The sequence below is a fragment of the Kitasatospora sp. NPDC059327 genome (genome assembly GCF_042752535.1).
Taxonomy (GTDB): domain Bacteria; phylum Actinomycetota; class Actinomycetes; order Streptomycetales; family Streptomycetaceae; genus Kitasatospora.
On sequence record NZ_JBHYYB010000136.1, the window covers coordinates 1 to 18,565 of the forward strand.

Below are 18,565 nucleotides of genomic sequence, written 5' to 3' on the forward strand. Positions count from 1 at the left end.
GCTTCTTCTAGGGCGTGTTTGCAAAGTCGCGTCGGACCAGGCGGGACTTTGCAAACACGCCCCAGGGCGCGAGAACGGCGCCTGCCCCGGGCGAGAACCCGGGGCAGGCGCCGTCCGCCCGGCCCGCCCGACGCGGAGGGCCGCGATCCCGCCGCCGGCTACGGCGGCGGCGACTTGAGCGGCTCGGCGACCGGCGCGCCGTCGACATCGGTCAGGAAGTCGCGGTGGACCGGCTTCCGGTCCTTCGGCCCGGGGAGGTCCGGGCACGCGACGCCGTCACCGTCCCGGTCGAGCACGTTCGGGTCGAGCGCGTCCGCACGCAGCACCGCCTGCGCGTCGGCCTGGCTCCTGAACGCGTCGCAGTCGACCACGTGCCCCTGACGCACGTACGGAGCGACGTCGAAGGCGTGCGCCGGGGGCCCGTCCCCGCCGCCGCACGCGGTCAGGGTGATCGCCGCGATCACGCCGAGCACCGCGACGGCGGTACGACGAGCCGGCCGCGGCGGCCGGGCCGGACCCCGGTGGACGGTGCGTGGCTGCTCCGGCATCGTCCTACTCCGATCCGGTCCGGAACACCTCGACCGTTCCGTGTTCCGGATCGACCGCGTACACCTTCGCCGTGGTGTCGTTGGTGGCGAACGCCCCGAACTGGCGGGGCGTGCCGAGCGGCGCCAGCGCCAGCAGCGTGCCGCCGTCGGTCACCCCGATGCCGCCCGGCGCGCCGCCGCTGCTCTGTTGTGCGAGGAAGATCCGGTTGAACTTCTTCAGCACGGTGGCCTGGTGCGCCGGGTTCCCCTTGGCGCTCGACGCGGCGCAGACGAATGCCTGCCCCGTGACCGTCGCCCCGACGATCCGGTCGACGCGACCCCCACCGGTACCGCACTTCGCTCCGGTGGGTCCGCCCAGCAGTTCGACGAAGACCGCTCCGGCCGCCGGGTTGTAGACCGGCGCGGCGGGGATGAAGGTCGATCCGCCGAGGTCGTTGATCGGTGTGGAGCTGCCGTCGGCGGGGTTGATGACGATCGTCGTCGCGACGGTGATCCACTTGCCCGAGGGACTCGCCGGGTTCGGGACGCACCTCCTGGCGAGGAGGTAGACCAGGTTGCGGACGGGATCGACGGCGAGGCCGCCCCGGGCGCTGCCGCCGACGAGGACGTCCCCGGCGTTGGGGGCGCTACAGAGAGACCTCGTCGGGAACTGTGCCACGACGGTGGCGGCGTGGGTCTGCGAGGAGATGCGGAAGAGGCCGATGGCGGCGGCGTCGGTCGCGCCGAGGCCGAGGTTCGCCTTGGTGAGGTACACGGCGTGGCGCCCGGGGTCGAAGGCGAAGTCCATGCCGACGGGCACGATTCCCGCGACGGGCAGGGGGATCGGCGTCGCCGACGAGCCGCCGGCCGGAATGTAGGCGACCACCGAGTCGTTGCCCCCGGCACCGCCGCCCACGTAGACCTCGCCGTTCTCGGGGGAGACGGCCAGGGCCGCGACGGTCGCCGTGAAGCCGCTCACCCGGGTCACCTGGTTGGCGTTGGCCGTGTCGATGACCGCGACACCGCCGGTACCCCCGACGTAGACCTGGCCCGTGCCGGGGTTGACGGCGATGCGGGTCGGGCCCGACACGGCGGCGGAGACGTCGATCGGAGCACCGATCGGGGTGTCGGTCCTGCCGTCGATCACGGTCACGTCGTTGCTGCCGCCGGCCACGACGTACACGCGGTTCGCCTTCTCGTCGACCGCGAGGTCGGCCGGATTCGTACCGGCCGGGATCGGGTCCACCGCGGGCTCCGTCGACGTGGAGGCGTCGTAGAGCGCGAACGACGACTTCTCGCCCCGGCCGCACTTGTTCTCCTCGCCGACCACGACCACGTTGTAGACCGGGTCGCCGGCCAGCAGCCCGTCGGCCTTCAGATCATCGACCGTCGCGTACTGCCCGTGCTTCGCGCAGTAGGACTCCTCCGCCGTTCGCAGCGTGGCCGCGTCCGCGGCGATCGCGGCCTTGTGGCCCTTGTCGCCGATGCCCCGGACGGAGAACACCACGATGGCGGCGAGGACGCCGAGGATCACGATGACCACGAGCAGCTCGATGAGCGTGAAGCCGTCCTGGCGTCTGGAGCGCCACGGGGGCGGGAGATGGTCCGATGTCATGGCGGTCGGGGCTTCCTTCGATCGATGGGTCACGTTCGGCCCGGGCGTACGCGCGAACCGTCGCCTCGTCATGAGGCCTTCCGTCGCACGGGTTTGACGTCCTTCGGTCCCGGCAGGTCCGGGCACGCGATGCCGTTGCCGTCGTCGTCGAGACGGTTCGGATCGGCCGGCCCGAACCGCAGGACGGCCTGCGCGTCCGCCTGGCTCGCGAAGTCCGCGCAGTCGTAGGCGTCACTGCCGTAGCGCAGGAACCAGCGGGCGTCGAAGGGCCGTTCCGGCTGCGGACAGCGCGCGCCGCGGGGCTCGCCGGGACCGCACCCGGCCTGCTGGGTGACGCCGGCGACCGGCGTGGTGTCGCGCGGTGCCGCCAGTCCACGACACGCGACGCCGCCTCCGTCGTCGAGGCGGTTCGGATCGCCGGGATCGACCCGCAGCACCGCCTGGGCATCCGCCTGACTGGCGAAGTTGGCGCACTCGAAGGCGTTGCCGTGGGTGGCGTACTCCTTCGGGTCGAACTCCTTGCCGTGCGGGCAGAGCGCGGAGCGCTGGGTGCCCGGCGTGCACCACTCGGGGTCGGCCTTCCGGGCCGCGGCGGCCTGGTCCGCGCCTCCGCGCGTCAGCGCCACGACGACCAGCGCCACCACGGCCAGCCCGAGAGCCAGTGCGCCCCACTTGGTCACGCGCGAGCGCGACAGTCTGCTCAACAGTGCCATTCCACGCCTCTGCCCCTCGTGCCGCCAGCCCTTCCATGCGCGTGGCAGCGGACCGACGGCCCTCGGCCGCCGGCCCCGCTGCAGGCTGGATAGGTGCATTAGATCCGTGCCCAGCAAGGTTGTCAATCATTGACTACTGGGCCTCCGAGTGAGCACCATCTACGCATGTGCGGCGTGATCACGCCGGGAAGCCTCGCAGATGCCAGGTGCTTCGGGCACTTGTCCGATCCCACCAGCGGGATGCCCGTGCGGGAGCCGCCGCCCCACCGGATCGACGAGGAGCAAGCAGATGAACCACAGGTCCAGGCGCGCTTGGCGCGCCCCGAACTCCGCCCGCACCGCCCTGCACCGGGTACGGAGGGCGTTCGCGGTGAGCGCCCTCGTGACGGCGCTGATCGCCGTCGCGTCACCGGCGGCGTTCGCCACCACGAACGCGCAGGTCGCCATCGCCAACAACATGTACCCCGCGACGAGGGACATGAAGAGCACGATCGAGTCGCTGGAGTCGTTCACGGCGTTCACCGCGAACACCGCCTCGCAGGTCGGCGGGTACTGGAACAAGCCGGCGATCGACACGTCGACGATGCGCGGGATCACCTCGGGCAGCCTGCGTCAGCAGCTGAAGAGCGCGGGTCCGTACACCACGTGCAACCCGTCGTCGTCCAACAACTGCGTCGACGGGCCGCTGCACATCGACGCGTTCCTGTCGGCGGACGCGGCCAACGCGGACGCGGTGATCCCGACCTCGCTGGGTGGGACGTGCACCGCGAGCGCGAGCGTCGAGTGCAACGGCACGGCCTCCAGCAGGCACGCCGTGGCGATCGGGCACCTGGCGATCTACAGCTGCAGCGGCAGCTGGGCGGGCTCGACCAAGGGTGACGACCCGTCCAACGGCGGGACCCCGCCGCTGGCGCTCGGCGCCGACGCGAACGGCAGCGGCAACGGCAAGGCGCAGTCGCCCCGATGTGACGCCTCGCCGGTCGCCGGCGGCGCCCCCACGACGATCTCCGGGTTGGTGACCTGGCTCGGGACGAGCGGGAACCGGGTCGCGGTCGCGGACCCGGCGTCCGCACCGTTCGGTGCGGCGTCCAAGCAGGCGCTGATCCAGAACGGGTTCACCTGGGTCACGAGCGGCGCGGGCCAGAACGTGTTCACCGGGAGCGCCTGCGACACCGCGGGCACGGCCTGCAAGGTGCGCCTGGAGTCCGGGATCAGCCAGGTCCGCGGCGCGGTGACGGCGAACGCCGGCGGGAACACCCAGCTGGGTCTCGTCGCGAAGTCGAACATCATGCACGTGAGCTGGACGTCGAGTTCGCTGAACGGCACCACGGGCAATGACCCCAACACGTGGACCGACGTCGACTCAAGCGCGTACTCCGGCTACGGGGAGATCGAGCAGTACGGCGTCGCCCTGACCGGTGGCAACGCCGGCGCGGCGGCCGCCTGGGACGACCTGTTCAACAACAAGTGGGACATCAACAGCACCATCCAGCAGACCCTCGCCGCCTACGGCTACTAGGCACTCCGGAGCACTGGGCCAAGGGCCGTCGGCCGGGCACGCACACCGCCCGCCGACGGCCCGGACCACCGATCCCCCGTCGGCGCGCCCGCGTCGGTCGGCGGTCGTCCCGCCCCGGTGCGTCACCCACTCCTGTTCAGCAGGCCCTGAGGAGGGGCCCCATCCATGGGCAGATCACCACGTCGGCACCTCACGCCGGACGGCCGCTCGGTCGCGCTCACGCGCCGTCGGTCCCGCCGGGTTCCGACCCTCGTCCTCGCGGTGGCGACCGTCGTCCTGGCCGGCGGTCCGGCCTCGGCGGCCGCCGCCGACACGACCGCCGCCGACACGACCGCCTTCGGCACCGCGGTGAACCTCGACGACAACGGCCGCGGCAGCTCCGCCGTCGCGATCGGCGACCTCGACCACGACGGGGTACCGGACCTCGTGACGGCGATCCGCGCCGAGGGCCTGGGCGTGTTCCTCGGTACGGGCGGCGGCGGCTTCGGCCCCGTGACGAAGTACCCGGCGCCGAAGACCGCGTCGAGCGTCTTCCTCGGCTCGGCGGTCATCCGCGACGTCAACGGCGACGGCCACCAGGACGTCATCAGCCAGGACTCGCGCGGCAACGTCGCCCTGGTCTGGCTCGGCGACGGCACCGGCGCGCTCGGCACCGGTGCCAAGACGCAGCTCAACCCGACGCCCGGGTGCGACAGCACGGGCGACAATCCGTGCGTCGCGCGCTTCCCGACCGACGTCGCCGTGGGCGACTTCGACGAGGACGGCACGCCGGATCTCGCGACGTCGAACGCGAACACCAACAACGTCTCGGTGGTGACCGGCAACGGCGACGGCACGTTCGCCGCGGCGACGCAGTTCGCCCTGGGCGCCGGTACCGGCCCGCAGGGCCTCGCGGCCGCCGATCTCAACGGCGACGGCCACCTGGACCTCCTGACGTCCAACCTGTCGACCGGCACGCTCTCCGTGTTCCTGGGCGACGGGAGCGGGGGCTTCGGCACGCCGTCGAGCGTCCCGGCCGGTGTGACGCTGCCGTCCAAGCCCAAGCTCGCCGACGTCAACGAGGACGGCAAGCCGGACGCGGTCGTCGTGGCGCCCGGCACACCGGGGCGCGTCGCCGTCCTGCTCGGCGACGGCGCCGGCGGATTCGGCACCGCGAACGTCCTGTCGGCGGGGACGAACCTCAGCTCCGCCTCGGTGGCCGATCTCAACGGCGACGGCCACGCCGACCTGGTCGTCTCCAGCGCCGATTCGAACGAGGCCGTCGTGCTGGAGGGCGCCGGCACCGGTGCGTTCGCCGGCCCGCTCGCCTTCGGGCTGAACGGCGGTCGCAACCCGCAGGCCACCGCCGTGGCCGACCTCGACGGCGACGGGCGTCCCGACATCGCCACGGCCAACAGCAACGGCTCGGCGACGTACGTCAACGACGCCTCGGTGCTGTTCAACACCACGAACCGGCCGCCGACGGCCGCGAACGACGCGTACAGCCACATCGGGGCGGACACCGCGCTCGTCGTCGGCGCTCCCGGAGTGCTCGGCGACGACACGGACCCCGACGGCAACACGCTGACGGCGTCGGTCGTGACCGGGCCGGCGCACGGCACCCTCACGCTCGCCCCGGACGGCTCGTTCGACTACCGGCCCACCGGCGGCTACGTCGGCAGCGACAGCTTCACCTACAAGGCGACCGACGGCACGGACGAGTCGAACGTGGCGACCGTGACGATCGGCGTCTCGGCCGGCTGCCGCGGTCTCGCCGCCACGATCGTCGGCAACGGTGCCGTGTCCGGCACGAGCGGCGCCGACGTGATCGTGACCGGCAACGGGAACGACAGTGTCAGCGGCAACGGCGGCAACGACACGATCTGCACCTTCGGCGGCAACGACGCGGTGTCGGGCGGCAGCGGGAACGACTACGTCGACGGCGGTGACGGCAACGACGCCATCAGCGGCGGCGACGGCGACGACGTCCTCCAGGGCGGGGCCGGCGACGACGCGCTCTCCGGTGGTGGCGGCAACGACACCGTGATCGGTGGTGCCGGCAGCGACACCCTCTCCGGCGGCAACGGCACGGACGTCTGCGCCGGCGACGCCAACGGCGGCCCGACGCTCCCGGGCACGGACGCGATCACGCCCGGCGGCTCCTGCGAGACCGTCGTCGAGGTGCCGTGACCGACCGGCGTCTCCGGCGGGTTCCGATGAGACGCTGACCTGCGTCAAGGGCTCGGCGATCGCGATGACGCGGTCGCCGAGCCCTTCGCACTGCCGCGCGCACACCGTTGAGCGCTGTCCACCGCTACCGGGTGTTCCGGACGGACGGTGACGGGTGTGGCGGCGGGGTTTCGTCCGTCGCGGTCGTTCCGGCGGCTGCCGGTCGGGTGACATCCTCGCGCGCGGGGCGGCGGGATGGTTGCCGAGGAAGGACGACCACGAGCGTGACGTCAGCCGGTCGTGGCGGCCTCCCGCGCCGAGTCGACCTCGGCGGCGTCGAGGAACCGGCGCGCGGCGCGGACGTGTTCCAGTCGCCAGGCGTAGATCGCGCGGGCGAGGTGGTCGCCGGCGGCGTCCTCCTTGGCCCGCAGCGACTCCTCGATCTCGTCGATGACGACCCGCTGACGCTCGACCAGGCGAGCCGGGCTGGTGTCGCGGCGCTGGAGCAGCAGCAGCTTGCACGTGAGGTCGGCGCGGACGTCGAACAGCTGGGTCACGGGTTCGCCGAGCCAGCGGGTGACCGTCGCCTTCGCCGAGCGGGTGACGGCGTAGACCATGCGCTGCGGTCCGCGATTGCCGTCCTCCGCGCCGACCGGCGTGATCAGTCCGCGCTCGACCAGCCGCGTGATCGACCGGTAGACCATCGGTCGGGAGATGTACCAGAACTCACCGATGTCCGCTCCCTCCGCGGTGAGGGAGGCGATGGCGAAGCCGTGGCTGGGCCCTTCGGCCATGAGTGCGAGCACAATCCACTCGGCCAGTGGCAGATCAAGTTCCTTCATGGTGACAAGGGTAAGGATCGTGACGATGCCGGCCGAGACCTGGAGCCGGAAGGGCTCGGTACAGGCGCCGTGTTCCCGGCGGAGCGATCGATCGGCCCGGAGGGCCGGCCGCGGATCCGCCGGCGTTCCCGGCCCGCGCCCGGCAACCGGCCCAGGTGGTCATGGTCAGCGGCGGACCGTCGTGAGCGCCGCACCGATCGCGTACGGGTCACTCAGGCCCTCGTACCAGTGGATGACGGGCGCGCCGACGAGGACGGCCGCGATGGCACCGGCGGCGAGGAACACCCCGAACGGGAGGCGGGTGTGGCGCGTCGCCCGCCCCGACGCGATGAGCGCGATGGCCACCACCAACCCGGCGGCGCTGCCGGCCAGCAGCGCGAGGACGAGGTACGACGGGCCGAGCCAGCCCAGTCCGGTGCCGAGCAGGCCGGCCAGGCGCACGTCGCCGAATCCGAGCCAGGCCGGCCGCACCCAGTGCAGGGCGAAGAAGACGGCGAACCAGCCCAGCCCGCAGGCCGCGGTCACGCCGAGCCGCTGCCACTGACCGGTGGCCGCCGCGGCCGCGAGCAGGCAGGCGGCGGTGAGCCCGAGGGTCGGGTAGATCAGCCGTCGAGGGAGCAGGAAGTGTTCGGCATCGCAGGCGGCCAGGGCCAACAGCCCGGCGGTGAAGACCAGTTCGGCCGGCAGCACTTCCGACCAGCCGAACCGCAGCGCCTCGGCGAGGAACAGGATCGCGGTGAGCGCCTCGATCAGCGGGTAGCGCGCGGGGATCGGCACCCGGCAGGAGCGGCAGCGCCGGCCCAGCAGGAGCCAGGACACGACGGGGATGTTGTCCCGGGCCGCGATCGGGGTGGCGCAGCGCGGGCAGGCGGAGCGGGGCCGCAGGACCGAGCGGCCGGCGGGCACCCGGGAGACGACGACGTTGAGGAACGACCCCACCGCGAGGCCCAAAAGACCGATCATCACAACAAAAGTGGATGGCATGGGCGCAATGGTGCCGTACGGTGCGTATCGGTCAAGACCGGCACGATGCGAGCGATCGGGACAGTGGTCCGGGCCGGGCGCACCGTCCGCGGGACGGTCCGGGCCCACGACGGATCCGCCGACGCCGCGGGGGGCCGACGATCGCCGGCCGGTCGCGTCCGGTGAGGCCTCCCCCGGATCAGCCGCAGGGGCTCGACTTGCCGACCGGGGGCGAGAACACGTACGAGCCGTCCTTCGGGTTGACGTCGTACCACTCGGAAGCGATGGACAGGAACCCGGCCTTCACCAGCTCGTCCATGGTGCCGTACTTACCGGGGTCGTGACTGGCGAAGAACGCCTCTTCCGCGGTGCTGATCGTGGCCTTGTCGGTCTTGCACGCCGCGCTCTGGCCCTTGTCGTTGATGCCGCGGACGGAGAAGACGACGATGGCGGACAGGATGCCGAGGATCACGATGACCACGAGCAGCTCGATCAGCGTGAAGCCGGCTTCCGCCGTCTCGTTCCGTGCGCGCATTCGCCGGCGCGACATGCCTTGCAGGTTTGTGAACATCTTTCTCCATCTACAGCGACCGCGGCAGGCAAAGCCGGGCGATAGTAACTTCCTGATTAATCAGCCGCAGACTACTGAGCGCCAAGTAGGCCCGCAAGAGGTGAATCCCACGAAAAACCGCCACCCCGGGGGGCGCCGGCGCCCCGATTGGCGTGATGTAGTATCCCGCTGACTAATCAACGACTGACACAACTGCGGCGACACGCGCGGCGAATGGTCGGCCGTTGTTCTGGATGCGCGAAAGGGGTGGGTTCCTTGGCGAATCGCCGGCTTCTCCGGCGCCGCGCGGCGACGACAGACCCTGCGGGCGAGGACGGCACCCTGCCCGACGCACCGCGGCACCGGGCACCGTCCCCGACGGACGAACCGCTCCCGGACCCGACGTCCGGCACGGCGCGGCCCCCGGACGCGGGGCGGGAGCGGCCGCGCCTCGGCGAACTGCTGGTGCGGCGCGGCCTGCTGACCCCGGCACAGGTGGACGAGGCGCTCCTGCAGCAGTCGGCGTCGGGCAAGCGACTCGGCGCCCTGCTGGTCGAACTCGGCATGGTCGACGAGCGGTCACTGATCGAGGCACTGTCGGTCCAACTCGACGTCCCGGTCGCCGACCTGCGCCAGAGCGAACCCGATCCCGACGCGGCCGCCCGGGTGCCGGAGGCACTGGCCCGCTCGTTGGGCGTCGTCGCGGTGCGGCGGACCGAGGGCACGCTGCTGATCGCGGCGGGCGACCCGGGTGACCCGCGAGTGCTCGACCAGGTCGGACGGGCCGTCGCGCCGGACCGGGTCAGCCTGGCGATCGCGGCCCCCTCGGACATCCGTCGCTCGATCGACAGCACCTACCGGGCCCTGACCGGTGTCAGCAGCCTGGTCGAGGCCTTCAAGGCGACCGAGACCGGCCGCGACGCCACCTCCGGTGCCAGGGTGGTGAGCGAGGACGCGCCGGTGGTGCACCTGGTCACCCTCATGCTGACCCAGGGCCTGCGCGACCGGGCCTCGGACATCCACGTCGAACCGCACGCCGACCGGGTCCGGGTCCGCTACCGCATCGACGGCGCGCTGCACGACGTACTGAGCCTGCCGGAGACCATGGGCCCGTCCGTGGTCAGCCGGATCAAGATCATGGCCAACATGAACATCGTCGACCGGCGGCGTCCGCAGGACGGGCAGATCACCACCGAGATCGACGGCAGATCGGTCGACATCCGGGTCGCGACCAGCCCCACCATCTGGGGCGAGAAGGCGGTGCTGCGGCTGCTGGACAGCAACCGCACGCTGTTGCGGCTGGGCGAGCTCGGCATGCCCGCCGCGACCTACGAACGGTTCGCGTCCCTGCTGCGCTCCCCGTACGGCATGGTCGCCTGCGCCGGACCGACCGGCAGCGGCAAGACGACCACCCTCTACGCCACGCTCGGCGAACTGAACCAGAGCGAGCGCAACATCACCACCATCGAGGACCCGGTGGAGTACGTGGTCCCGTCGGTCAACCAGATCCAGATCAACGACCAGGCGGGCATCACCTTCGCGACCGGCCTGCGCTCGATCCTGCGACAGGACCCCGACGTGATCCTGGTCGGCGAGATCCGGGACGCCGAGACGGCCCGGATCGCGGTCGAGTCCGCTCTCACCGGCCACTTCGTCCTGTCGTCCATCCACGCCGCCGACGCCTGCTCGGCGCTGCACCGGTTCGCCGACATGGGCATCGAGCCGTTCCTGATCACCTCCACGGTCGCCGGGGTGGTCAGCCAGCGACTGGTCCGGCGGATCTGCGACCAGTGCCGCGAGCCCTACCGGCCGGGCGTGGACGAGCTGGCCTTCTTCACCAAGGCCGGCGGGTCGCCCGACACCGAGTTCTGGCAGGGGCGGGGCTGCAACTTCTGCTCCCGGACCGGCTACCAGGAGCGGATCGGCGTCTTCGAACTGCTGGTGACGAGCGACGCGGTCAAGCGGCTGCTCGTCGAGAACGCTCCGGTCGACAGCCTGCGCGCGGCCGCCCGCGAGCAGCACATGGAGAGCCTCCTGGACGGCGGCGTCCGTCTGGTGGAGGAGGGGACCACCACCATCGCCGAGATCATGTCCAGCGTGTACGTGGCCTAGCGGGCGCGTCCTCGGAGCGCCGCCCGGGGGCGTCGAGGACCCGCCCCGGGCCCGGATCGCCGGACGCCCCACCCGAACACCCACGACGCGAACCCCCGGACACCGGAAACCAGGAGGACATCGGCATGGCCACCTTCAAGTACGTCGCGGTCGGCCCGGACGGGAGGCGGGCCACCGGCGTGCTCAAGGGCTCCAGTGTCGACGGCGTGACCGACAGCCTGACCCGGCAGGGCTACGACGTGCGGTCGGTCACGGCCGCGGGGCGCGACCTGCTGCGGCTCGAACTCACCGCGAAGAAGATCGACCTGGTCGAACTGAGCAACTTCTCCCGCCAGATGGCCGCCTTCATCAAGGCCGGCGTGCCCATCCTGGACGCCCTGGAGATCATCCGCGCCGAGACCAAGGACAAGAAGCTGGGCCGGGTGCTCGTCGACGTCATGGACTCGCTGCGGTTCGGCGAAGGCTTCGCCGTCGCGATGGCCGCCCACCGCGCGGCACTCCCGCCGTTCTACGTCGCGGTCCTCCGCTCGGCCGAGGCGACCGGCGAACTCGACGTGGTGATGGCTCAGTTGGCCCGCTACATCGAGCGCGACGTGGAGGGCCGGCGCGGCATCCGCTCCGCTCTGACCTATCCGATCCTGGTGATGGGCCTGGCCGTCGCCGTCGTCCTCGTCCTCGTCATCTTCGTGCTGCCCCGTTTCAAGGAGTTCTTCGCCTCCTTCCACGCGGAACTGCCGCTGCCCACGAGGATCCTGCTGGGCTTCACCGACTTCGTCACGGCCTGGTACCCGGTCATCGTCGGCGGGCTCGTCGCGCTCGTCGCGGCACTGGTCGCCGCCTTGCGGACCGAGCGCGGACGAGCGCTGCGCGACCGCTTCCTGCTGGCGACACCGGTGGTCGGCGACGTGGTCCGCTTCATGGTCATCGAACGGTTCTGCCGCATCCTGACCTCGATGATCAGGGCCGGCGTGCCCATCCCCGAGGCGCTCGGCCTGGCCGGCGCGGGCGCCAACAACCTCGTCTACGAGCGGTCCCTCGGGACGGCCCGGACGGAGATGCTCGAAGGCGGCGGCATCTCCCGGCCGATCGCCCGCACCAAGCTGTTCCCCGGGGCGGTCACCCAGATGATGCGGGTGGGGGAGGAGACCGGGACCCTCGACGACCAGCTCGACAACGTGTCGGAGTTCTACGAGAAGGAACTGCAGCACAAGCTGAAGCGGCTGACCAGCCTGTTCGAGCCCACTGTGGTGATCATGGTCGGGGTCGTCGTGGGTTTCGTGGCCGTCGCCCTGCTCTCGGCGATCTACGGCGTCTACAGCCAGGTCGGCGTCCAGTGACCGGCCCGGCCCGCCGCCCGCGCCGCCGTCGCGGCGACGAGGGCGAGACGCTGGTCGAGGCCCTCGTCGCCGTGGCGCTCATCGGCGTCGCCTTCGTGGCGATCCTCGGGGGCATCGGCACCGCGATCATCAGCTCGGCCACGCAGCGGAAGGTGACCACCGCCGACGCGCTCGTCCGCAGCGCCGCCGAGCAGGTCGTCGGGGCCCCGTACGTGTCCTGCGCCACCGGGTACGGGACACCGACGCCGACGGCCGGGTACACCGTGACCGTCGAGATCGCGTACTGGGACGGGGTCGGCGCGTTCGGCCGGCCCTGCCCGACGGCCGACGCCGGAGTGCAGAAGGTGACGCTCACCGTGCGCGCGACCGGCCCCCACCCCGTCCGCGACACCACCCTTGAGGTGATCAAGCGGGAGTCGGTGCCGTCATGACGACACGACAGCCGACCGCGCGCCCGGAGTCGGGGTTCACCCTGACCGAGCTGCTGGTCACGATCGTCATCGTGGGCATCATCGCGACCCTGCTGCCGAAGGCGATCGTCCTCGGCCTGCGGGTCACGGCGGACACCGAGAAGCGGGTGGCCGCCACCGGCGCGACGGCCACGCTCACCCGCTACTTCTACGGCGACGTGCACAGCGCGGACAGCGTCACGACCGCCCCCGCGTGCGGCGTCGCCGACGTGATCGTCCACCTGAGCCGGACCGGCACCGACGTCGTCTACACCTACGACCGGCCGACCGGCGCCCTCAGCCGGGTGACGTGCGGCGACGGAGCCGTCGTGACCACGCTGCTGGGCCGGTTCGACCACGCCACATCGACCCATCCGGTGACTCTGGGCTGCGGTGCCGAGACCTCGTGCACCTCGCCCATGGAGGTAACGCTGACCGTGCGGAGCGACCCGGCCTCGGCGCCGACGACCCTGACCGCCGTCCGACGATCGAGCGCCTCATGACCGGCCGCCCCGACCCGCGCCGCCCCGACCCGCGCCGCGCCGGCCCGCGCCGCCTCCACCCGTGCCGCATCGCCCCGCGCCGCCCGCACGACGACGAACAGGGCGCGACACTGATCCTCGCGCTGGTCTTCATCGTCGTCTTCAGCCTGATCGCCGTGTCGGTCCTGTCCTTCGCCGGCACGTCGCTGAAGGCCGCGGGCGTGTACGTCGGCCAGGGCAAGCGGGCCTACAGCGCGGACGGTGCCACGCAGCTCGCGATCGCGAACTTCTCGCAGGGCAACCCGTGCGCCGACTACACCGCCCCGCCGCTCAACGACCGGCAGATGATCGTCCACTGCGACCCCCTCAACGCCTCGCCCGCCACCACCCGCGCGACCCAGCCGCAGGACGCGCTGCGCAGCCTGGGCCGGTCGGCGGACGACGGTGTCAAGGTGACCGCACCGGGCCTGCGCGTCCAGGGGAGCGTCTTCTCCCACGCGAACATCACCACCGGCGCGGACGCCTCGATGGTGGTGACGGGCGACGTGTCCGCCGTCGGGGCCTGCTCCGGCGCCGTGTCACAGACCCGGCTGCCCCCGTCCCAGGCGCCGTACGTGCGCGACTGCGCGAACGACACCCCGCCGGCCCCCGCCGACGAAGCCGTGGGCGCCGACCCGGACTACACCCCGCCCGCCACCGCCGTCCCGGTCCGGCGGACGGTCCCCGCGTGCCCCGCGCCCGGTGCCTGGCTGGTGCGGTTGCGGCCCGGCTCCTACGACGACGCCCGCGCGCTCACCGCGCTCACCGGCGGCGGCTGCCCCGGCGTCGTGGTGTGGCTGCAGCCCGGTGTCTACTACTTCGACCTCACCTTCACCGGCGGCGCCGACGTCTGGACGGTCGGCGATCCCACCGTCAGCGTGGTCGGCGGCACCCCGGCCGGCTGGGACCCCGGGGCCGCCACCCGCCCGACCGTCCCCGCCCCGGGCGGCTGCGACCGGACGCGGCCCGAGGGCGTCGAGGTCATGATGGGCGGCGGCAGCCGGCTCCAGGTCGACCGCGGACACGTCGAACTGTGCGCCCCGGTCACCCCGGACGCGCAGCAGGTGGCGGTGTACGGGGTCCAGCCACCGAAGGAGTCCCACCCGCTGAAGCCGACGGCGATGCTCACCAACACCGGCTTCGCCAACCCGGCCCACGCCCTGACCGGTGGCGAACGGCCGACCCTGCCCGGGTGTTCGCCACCGACGGGCACCGCGAGCTGCACGGCCGACGCCGTCCTCGACCCGTCGAAGCGTCGGTCGGCCTCGGTCCAGTTCGCCGGCTTCACCCCCCGGGTGCCGGCCGGCTCCGTCATCACCGGCGCGACGCTGCGGGTCAGGCACGAGGAGGACGGCGACCTGACCGCTCCCGGCGCGGTGAAGGTCACCGCCGCCGTCGGCACGGACACCTGCCGCGCCGACGACCTGCCCCGGCACACGGCGCTCGCCACGGACCCCGCGATCGACCTGCTGGGCCCGTGCGGGCTCACCGACCCGGCCCGGCTCGCCGGCCTGACGGTGACCCACACCGCCACCCTGGACACCGACGGCACCGGCGCCACGGAACGCCTGGACGGCATCTGGCTGGAGGTCGCCTACCGCACGCCGACCACCTTCAAGCCGACCGCCGTGAGCGCGTCGACCGGGTTCACCGCTCCCGGCACCGACCCCGCGAACGCCCTGGAGATCGGCGAACAGCCGACCCCCCTGGTGACCCGCGCCGATCTGGGCCCGGCGGCCCCGTCCGCGTCGATCACCCTGGCCGGGTTCGGCCTGCCGCCCTTGCCGCCCGGGTCGACGATCCGCTCCGTCGTGCTGCGGGTGGCCCATCAGGAGACCGGCGACGCGGCGCCCGGACTCGACGTCACCCCCGCGGGCGGCGGTGGCCGGTGCGCCCGCCTGCCGCTCACCGCGCGGACCGGCCCGGGCGACGACCGCGTCGACCTGAAGGCCTGCGGCATCACCGACCCCGCCCAGCTGACCGGCCTGACCGCGACCTACTCCGCCGGACTGCGCGCGGGCGGCACCGCGGGCGCCGGATCCCTGGACGGTGTGTGGCTCGAAGTCGTCCACGACCCGCCGGCGCCCCGGCCCGCGACGAGCGCGGAGTCGACGACCTTCGCCGCCGCGGCCGACGCCAAGACGATCGACGGCGCCGCCACGGCCCGCGCCGCACTCGGCCCGGCCAGGCCGACCGCCGGCATCGACCTCGGCGGTTTCGACGCCCCCGCGGTGGCACCGGGCTCGGTCCTGGACGGGGCCCTGCTGCGCGTCGCGCACCGCGACGATCCGGGGGCGGCCGGAGGACCGCCGCCGACCGCCGCGGTCGTCCTGACCGGGCCCGGCCTCCCCCGCTCCTGCACCTCCCCGCAACAGCTCCCCGCGCACCAGAGCGCCCTGGGCACAGACACCCTGGACCTGGTCGCCGCCTGCGGGCTGACCGACCCCGCCCAGCTGACCGGCCTGGTGGTGACCTACACCGCCGCCCTCGGCGCCGGCGGCACCACCGCCACCGATCAGCTCGACGGCGTCACCCTGGACCTGGCCTGGCGCCCCCCGGTCGCGGTACGGCCCACCACGGCGATCAGCACCGCGACGCCCGGCGCCGCGGCGTTCACCGACCCGAAGAACGCGCAGTCCATCGACACCACCACCTCGACCGCGACGCTCGCCGCGGCCACCCCGTCGGCGTCGATCCGGCTCGGCGCGTTCACGATGGCGCCGCTGCCGGCGGGGGCGGTGATCGACAAGGTCGTGCTGCGCGTGGCGCACCAGGACGACGACACCACCCCGGCACCGCCCGCGCCGACCGAACCCCCCGCACCCACGCCGACGGAGCCCCCCACGCCCACGCCGACCGAGCCACCCCCGCCCGCACCCGCGCCGGCGGAGCCACCCACCGCCGCGCTGACCGTCTCCGGCACCGGTACCGCCTGCGACGCGAACCACCCCCTGACCACCCGTCCAGGGGCACTCGGCGTCGACGTGGTCGACCTCGGCGCCTGCGGGGTCACCAAGCCGGAGCAGATGACCGGACTCGCCGTCGACTACACGGCGAGGTCGGGCGCGGGCAGTACCGCCGCCGCCGACCGGCTCGACGGCGTCGAGCTCGACATCGTGTTCCGGGCCCCGTCCATCAGGGCCCTCTCCGGCTGCCTCACCGCGGGCGACCGCTGCGCGGTGCTGAAGTCGACCGCCGACGCCGACACGGCCACCGACCACAGCCGCCTGCTGATCAACGGCACCGTCTACGCGCCGACCGGCGCCGTCGACCTGTCGATGAACCAGGTCGGCTCCCAGGTCGTCACCCGCGGCATCATCGCCCGGACCATCGGTCTCGGCCTCCGCCCGGCCGCCGGATACCTCCGCCCGGTGATCGGGATCCCGCCGGAGCCGGTGCTGTTCACGACCTATCCCGCCGTGATCGCGAAACCGGAGTCGGTCACCGCCGTCACCGGGTTCGCGGCCCCGGCACCCGGCGCGCCCGTCGACGTCACGGCCGCCGCCGTGCCCGGCGGCGGCCGGGCGGCCCTCACGCTCGGCGGCTACACCCCGCCGGCCCCGGCCGGCACCGGGCCGCTCGACCACGCCGTCCTGCAGGTGGCGCACCACGAGAACGGCGACGTGGGGTCGGTGAAGGTGTCGGTGGACTTCACCGGCAGCAGCTGCGCCGGCGTCGACGCCGCGGTGGACGTGCCGGTCCGTACCGGCTCCGACGGCCCCGTGTCCGACCGGATCGACCTGACGCCGTGCGGCCTGACCGAGGCCTCCCAGCTGGCCGGGCTGACCGTGACCTACACCGTCACCGCCGGAAGCGGCGGCGCGACCGAGCACCTCGGCGGCACCCGGATCGACCTGCTGTCCGGCCCGCTCGTCCAGGCCGCCGTGTCCTTCGACGGCCACGCCGGCACCGTCAAACAGTGGAAGGTCCTGCCATGAGCGAGCACAGCACCTCGGAGGCCGGCACGTCCGGACCGAGTGCCGCGATCATCGACCACCTGCTCGGTGAGCTGTGGGCGCGGGGCGGCAGCGACCTGCTGCTCACCGCCGGTTCGGCGCCGTTCCTCCGGGTCGACGGCGCCCTGCGGCCGGTCGAGGGGGCCGCGCTGACCGAGCCGGAGGTCGACCGCCTGGTGACCGGGGTCCTGGGCACGGACCTCACGGAACGGTTCCGCCGCGAGAAGCAGGTCGATTTCGCGTTCAGCTGGGGCGAGCGGGCCCGGTTGCGCGGGAACGCCTTCGTGCAGCGCGGCACGTCGGCGCTGGCGCTGCGGATCATCCCGTTCGACGTGCCGTCGTCCGAGCAGCTCGGGCTCCCCCCGGTCGTCATCGGGTGGGCGGGCCTGCCGCGCGGGTTCGTGCTGGTCACCGGGCCGACCGGGTCGGGGAAGTCGACCAGCCTGGCGGCGCTCCTCGACCACGTCAACACGCACCGGTCGGCGCACATCCTCACCATCGAGGACCCGATCGAGTACCTGCACCGCCACAAGCGCTCGGCGGTCAACCAGCGCGAGGTCGGCACCGACACCGACTCGTTCCCCGCCGCGCTGCGCTCGGCCCTGCGCGAGGATCCCGATGTCCTGCTCCTGGGCGAGATGCGCGACCCGGAGAGCATCTCGGCGGCCCTGACCATCGCCGAGACCGGGCACCTGGTGCTCGCCACCCTGCACACCAACGACACGTCACAGACGCTGGACCGCATCGTCGACGTGTTCCCGGCGGAGCAACAGCCGCAGATCCGGCTGCAATTGGCGCACACCCTGGTCGGCGTCCTCAACCAGACCCTGATCCCCCGGATCGGCGGGGGCCGGGTGGCCGCCTTCGAGGTGCTGGTGGCCACGTCGGCGATCCGCAACCTGATCCGCGAGGGCAAGACCCGCCAGATCCGCAACATGATCGCGACCGGCCACCGCGACGGCATGCGGACCCTGGAGGCGAGCATCAACGCGCTCGTCGCGGCCGGCGCCGTCGCCCACGAGGAGGCCGTGCGGCACACCGCCCACCCGGAGGACATCCAGTGGCCCCCCGTCCCGGCCGGCCACGCCTGAGCGTCCGGCGGGTGGCTTCCCGAGCTCCCGGGAGGACGACCGGATCCCGGCCGGTCCCGGGCCCGGCAGACCGGGTACAGGGACGACCGGCGGCGGGGGCGACGAAGACGCGGAGCGGGAGGCCGGACCAGCCGGCCACCCGCTCCGCCACCCATCCCCGTGGGCCCCGGGCGGGCGCCAGCCCACGACTGGGCCTCGGGAGGTGGCGCACGATCCCAACCG

General features: G+C 72.9%; 14 protein-coding genes. 8 read left to right on the forward strand and 6 right to left on the reverse strand.

Features of this window, described 5'->3' with window-relative positions:
- Positions 1-158: 158 nt before the first annotated feature.
- The 3 genes from ACFXHB_RS40665 to ACFXHB_RS40675 form a co-directional block, all read right to left on the reverse strand.
- Positions 159-548 carry an excalibur calcium-binding domain-containing protein gene (locus ACFXHB_RS40665; protein ID WP_380581521.1) on the reverse strand — a complete coding sequence of 130 codons (390 nt, stop codon included), beginning with the start codon at positions 546-548 and terminating at the stop codon, positions 159-161.
- A gap of 4 nt (positions 549-552) precedes the next feature.
- Positions 553-2,142, reverse strand: a complete 1,590-nt coding sequence (locus ACFXHB_RS40670) for a prepilin-type N-terminal cleavage/methylation domain-containing protein (protein WP_380581524.1) — start codon at positions 2,140-2,142, stop codon at positions 553-555.
- A gap of 68 nt (positions 2,143-2,210) precedes the next feature.
- A complete protein-coding gene (locus ACFXHB_RS40675; RefSeq protein ID WP_380581527.1) occupies positions 2,211-2,846 on the reverse strand; it encodes a hypothetical protein in 636 nt (211 codons plus the stop codon).
- Between the two features lie 298 nt (positions 2,847-3,144).
- Here ACFXHB_RS40675 and ACFXHB_RS40680 point away from each other — a divergent pair, with 298 nt between their 5' ends.
- On the forward strand, positions 3,145-4,374 hold the full coding sequence (locus ACFXHB_RS40680; RefSeq protein WP_380581529.1) for a hypothetical protein: 1,230 nt from the start codon (positions 3,145-3,147) through the stop codon (positions 4,372-4,374).
- 165 nt (positions 4,375-4,539) lie between these two features.
- Positions 4,540-6,543 carry an FG-GAP-like repeat-containing protein gene (locus tag ACFXHB_RS40685; protein ID WP_380581531.1) on the forward strand — a complete coding sequence of 668 codons (2,004 nt, stop codon included), beginning with the start codon at positions 4,540-4,542 and terminating at the stop codon, positions 6,541-6,543.
- Positions 6,544-6,812: 269 nt separating this feature from the next.
- Here ACFXHB_RS40685 and ACFXHB_RS40690 read toward each other — a convergent pair whose 3' ends face one another.
- The 3 genes from ACFXHB_RS40690 to ACFXHB_RS40700 form a co-directional block, all read right to left on the reverse strand.
- A complete protein-coding gene (locus ACFXHB_RS40690; RefSeq protein WP_380581533.1) occupies positions 6,813-7,364 on the reverse strand; it encodes a PadR family transcriptional regulator in 552 nt (183 codons plus the stop codon).
- Between the two features lie 165 nt (positions 7,365-7,529).
- Positions 7,530-8,327, reverse strand: a complete 798-nt coding sequence (locus ACFXHB_RS40695; protein WP_380581535.1) for a prepilin peptidase — start codon at positions 8,325-8,327, stop codon at positions 7,530-7,532.
- Positions 8,328-8,526: 199 nt separating this feature from the next.
- A complete protein-coding gene (locus ACFXHB_RS40700; RefSeq protein WP_380581537.1) occupies positions 8,527-8,877 on the reverse strand; it encodes a type II secretion system protein in 351 nt (116 codons plus the stop codon).
- A 276-nt stretch (positions 8,878-9,153) separates the two neighbouring features.
- Between ACFXHB_RS40700 and ACFXHB_RS40705 the strand changes: the two genes are divergently transcribed.
- The 6 genes from ACFXHB_RS40705 to ACFXHB_RS40730 all read left to right on the forward strand — a co-directional run bounded on the left by ACFXHB_RS40705 (position 9,154) and on the right by ACFXHB_RS40730 (position 18,343).
- Complete coding sequence (locus ACFXHB_RS40705; RefSeq protein ID WP_380581539.1) at positions 9,154-10,989, forward strand: GspE/PulE family protein; 1,836 nt, start codon at positions 9,154-9,156, stop codon at positions 10,987-10,989.
- Positions 10,990-11,114: 125 nt separating this feature from the next.
- Complete coding sequence (locus ACFXHB_RS40710) at positions 11,115-12,326, forward strand: type II secretion system F family protein (RefSeq protein ID WP_380581541.1); 1,212 nt, start codon at positions 11,115-11,117, stop codon at positions 12,324-12,326.
- Positions 12,323-12,757 (forward strand): type II secretion system protein, encoded by a 435-nt coding sequence (locus ACFXHB_RS40715; RefSeq protein WP_380581543.1) that lies wholly within the window; start codon positions 12,323-12,325, stop codon positions 12,755-12,757. The genes ACFXHB_RS40710 and ACFXHB_RS40715 overlap by 4 nt, the downstream gene beginning before the upstream one ends.
- Positions 12,754-13,278, forward strand: coding sequence for a type II secretion system protein (locus ACFXHB_RS40720; RefSeq protein WP_380581545.1), 525 nt, complete (start codon positions 12,754-12,756; stop codon positions 13,276-13,278). Before ACFXHB_RS40715 ends, ACFXHB_RS40720 begins: the two co-directional genes overlap by 4 nt.
- Complete coding sequence (locus ACFXHB_RS40725) at positions 13,275-17,234, forward strand: hypothetical protein (protein ID WP_380581547.1); 3,960 nt, start codon at positions 13,275-13,277, stop codon at positions 17,232-17,234. The genes ACFXHB_RS40720 and ACFXHB_RS40725 overlap by 4 nt, the downstream gene beginning before the upstream one ends.
- Positions 17,231-18,343 carry a type IV pilus twitching motility protein PilT gene (locus tag ACFXHB_RS40730; protein ID WP_380581549.1) on the forward strand — a complete coding sequence of 371 codons (1,113 nt, stop codon included), beginning with the start codon at positions 17,231-17,233 and terminating at the stop codon, positions 18,341-18,343. The genes ACFXHB_RS40725 and ACFXHB_RS40730 overlap by 4 nt, the downstream gene beginning before the upstream one ends.
- The last annotated feature ends 222 nt before the right edge of the window (positions 18,344-18,565 follow it).